General features: G+C 39.1%; 4 protein-coding genes. 2 read left to right on the top strand and 2 right to left on the bottom strand.

Annotated features, from left to right (window positions below):
* Nucleotides 1-42: 42 nt before the first annotated feature.
* Together GQR46_RS17875 and trmB are read right to left on the bottom strand one after the other, a co-directional pair.
* Nucleotides 43-1,068 carry a methyltransferase gene (locus tag GQR46_RS17875; protein ID WP_165741825.1) on the bottom strand — a complete coding sequence of 342 codons (1,026 nt, stop codon included), beginning with the start codon at nt 1,066-1,068 and terminating at the stop codon, nt 43-45.
* Nucleotides 1,069-1,134: 66 nt separating this feature from the next.
* Nucleotides 1,135-1,860: a tRNA (guanosine(46)-N7)-methyltransferase TrmB gene (trmB, locus tag GQR46_RS17870; protein WP_007582957.1), complete on the bottom strand. Its 726-nt coding sequence runs from the start codon at nt 1,858-1,860 to the stop codon at nt 1,135-1,137.
* A gap of 161 nt (nt 1,861-2,021) precedes the next feature.
* Here trmB and mutY point away from each other — a divergent pair, with 161 nt between their 5' ends.
* The gene (gene mutY / locus GQR46_RS17865; RefSeq protein WP_165741823.1) at nt 2,022-3,083 is read left to right on the top strand and encodes an A/G-specific adenine glycosylase; all 1,062 of its coding nucleotides are present in this window, start codon (nt 2,022-2,024) and stop codon (nt 3,081-3,083) included.
* A gap of 35 nt (nt 3,084-3,118) precedes the next feature.
* Nucleotides 3,119-3,372 (top strand): oxidative damage protection protein (locus tag GQR46_RS17860; RefSeq protein WP_165741821.1); only part of this gene is annotated, 254 nt, incomplete at its 3' end.

Here is a 3,372-nt window from a genome sequence, read left to right as displayed (position 1 = left end):
TAGCTTGAGCGCGTTTGCACTCAAGCATTTTTAAAAATAATACTAGCTGCTATATACGGCAAACTTGTTATTTTTAAATACCGTTTGGTAGCTTTCAAATTGCGTTTCTAAAATAGGCGGGTATTTTAAAAAGCTGTTAGCAACAATATTCAGCTTTCCTACTTTAGTTAAATGCTGTTTTGCATTTGCTAAAAATGTTTCTGCTACTGTGTAGTCGGTTGCAATACCTGTATGAAAAGGTGGATTGCTAATAATTAAATCAAACTTACCGGTAATGCTTTTAAGGCCGTCACTTAATATCGCTTCGCCTTTGATGTTGTTAAGCTTTAGAGTTTGCTGTGTTGCGTAAGTTGCCAGTGCACTTACATCACTACACACAAACTCAAGTGCTGGATTATGCAGCCCTAAAAAGGTTGCTATTAAACCTGCACCACAACCAAAGTCGAGAACCCTACCTTGCTTAATTGTCGGTGCGTTTTCGAGTAGAACTTTCGTTCCCATATCTAAACTACCGTGATTAAACACCCCTGGGACACTAATAGCTGTAAACTCGGTGTCGGCAACATTAACAACAAACTTTTTATGGTAGGTCGTAATATCAAAGTCAGGATGCTGGGTAATCTCAGCAAATGAGTAAAGAACGCAGTGCTTAGCTGAATCAATTTTGTTACTAAACTCAGCTTTACCAGCTAATTGCTTTTCAATTGATTTAACACCACTTTTGTTTTCACCTACCACCAATAGTTCGGCATCATCAGTAATAGCAGATCGAATATTATCAAGCGCCATTAATAACTCAGGTTTTGATTTAGGATAGTAAAGAATAACTAAATCGTAGCCGTTACCAGGTATTGTGTGATTTACACAAATCTCAACGTCTTTGGTGTTTTTAGCAAACTCACCGTTAGCATGGTTGTAGCTAAATGCAGTTACCTTGCTTTGCGGGTTAAGTTTTTTAAGCTCTGTTAAAAAGCCATCTTGAACAAAGTTGACCACCAAGATAGATTTGCCCGTTAGTGCCTCGCTATTACGAAGTAACAGTAAACTTGGGTTGGTTAGTACGCTCATAAATGGCTTTGCCTTACAGTATGTTTAGTTTTATTAAAAATAAAAGTGAGTGCTTAAAGTTACAAATTACTCAGTACGTTCAAACATTAAATCCCACACGCCATGACCTAGGCGATGTCCGCGCTGCTCAAACTTAGTAAGCGGGCGCAAATCTGGACGTGGAACATAATCGTTTGTTTCTGATTGGTTTTTAAAACCAGGAGCTACATTCATTACTTCGAGCATATGCTCTGCATAGTTTTCCCAATCTGTTGCCATATGAAAAACGCCACCCATTTTCAGTTGGGCTCTTAGTTTTTCAACAAACTCAGTTTGTACGATACGGCGTTTATGATGACGCTTTTTATGCCAAGGATCAGGGAAAAACAACTGTAGTGTTGTTAAGCTTTCATTAGGTATACAGTCTGCAAGTACTTCAACTGCATCGTGTTCAAAAATACGCAAGTTAGTAATGCCTGCTTCATCGGCATCCATTAAACAAGCACCAACGCCTGGGCGGTGTACTTCAATACCAATAAAGTTTAGGTGAGGGGCATTTGTTGCCATTTCGACAAGCGATTTACCCATACCAAAACCAATTTCTACTACTACATCATTGTTGTTGCCAAAAACTTCGCTTAAATCAAGCATACCGTTTTTATGCTCTAGGCCCATTGTTGGCCAGCATTTTTCGATTGCAGCGGCTTGGCCTTTGGTTAATCGACCTTCGCGTTTTACAAAACTGCGAATGGTGCGGATGTATTTACCTTCTTGCTTAGCTTGCTCAAGGTTAGTGTTGCTTGATTCACTCATATTATTGGCCTGACAAAAACAATGTGTTTAAAAATGGTTGCATATTATCCCTGACCGAGCCCGCAATCACAAGTATTAGCTGGTTTTACACGCCCTATAGCTTGATCTTTTTATTAACTACAATAGACTGAGCCGCCATTGAGCATCAGTAAAAGTACAATATGTTGGATTTAAATAAAGAACAGTCTAATTCGTTTTCTAATCAAGTCGTTGATTGGTATCACCTTCATGGGCGTAAAGCACTTCCATGGCAGTTGGGTAAAACACCTTATAAAGTGTGGGTGTCTGAGGTGATGCTCCAGCAAACTCAAGTTATTACTGTTATCCCATATTTTGAAAAATTTATGCAAAGCTTTCCAGATATTATTGCTTTAGCCGATGCTGATGAAGATTTAGTACTGCATCACTGGACCGGCTTAGGGTATTACGCTCGTGCGCGTAACTTACATAAAACAGCTAAAATAGTACGTGACAAGTACCAAGGCGAATTTCCGCAAACGCTTGATGAAGTAATGGATTTACCGGGAATAGGGCGCTCTACTGCCGGGGCTGTTTTATCATTGTCGCTTGGACAGCATCATCCAATTTTAGATGGAAATGTTAAGCGAGTCTTAGCGCGCTACTTTATGATAGAAGGTTGGTACGGTATTAAAAAAGTCGAAAATCAGCTTTGGCATTTATCAGAGCAATTAACACCTAAAAATAATGTCACCGAATTTAATCAAGCTATGATGGATTTAGGTGCGAGTGTTTGCTCACGCAGCCGGTTTGATTGCGAGGCTTGCCCATTAAATTCAGGTTGTGGTGCTTTTAATGCAGGTAAAGTAAAAGAGTTTCCACATTCTAAACCTAAAAAAGCAGTGCCGAAGAAGAGTTGTCATCAGTTAATTGTTCAGTGTGGCGATAAAGTGCTTATGGAAAAACGCCCTAACAGCGGTATTTGGGGAGGACTATTTGGCTTTTTTGAATTTAATGAGTACGAGGAGCTTCAAATGTTTTTAGCTCAGCAAGGATTAGAAGCCGACTTAGTAGAGCTTGAAGCGTTTATTCATGTGTTTTCACATTTTGAGCTGACGATTAATCCGCATGTGCTCAATGTTAAGAACATTCCTGATGTAGTAAATGACAAACAATTAGTGTGGTATCCGCTTGATCAATCAATAGAGGTTGGCCTAGCAGCGCCAACTAAAAAGTTGGTTAAACAAATTACAGCAATAGTATAGAATAGCCCCATATTTAGCGTTAGAGAGAATCAATCATGGCACGTACAGTATTTTGTCAAAAGTTACAAAAAGAAGCCGAAGGGCTTGGCTTTCAGTTATACCCTGGTGAAGTTGGTGAAAAGATTTTTAATAACATCTCTAAAGAAGCGTGGGGTCAGTGGCAGCATAAGCAAACAATGCTTATTAACGAAAAGCATTTAAATATGATGGACCCAGAGCACCGCACATTTTTAGAAGAGCAAATGGTTGGCTTTTTGTTTGAAAACAAAGATGTGGAAATTGAAGGTTA

The organism is Pseudoalteromonas sp. Z1A6 (genome assembly GCF_011378745.1).
GTDB lineage: Bacteria > Pseudomonadota > Gammaproteobacteria > Enterobacterales > Alteromonadaceae > Pseudoalteromonas > Pseudoalteromonas arctica.
This window is presented reverse-complemented; position numbering and strand designations above follow the sequence as displayed.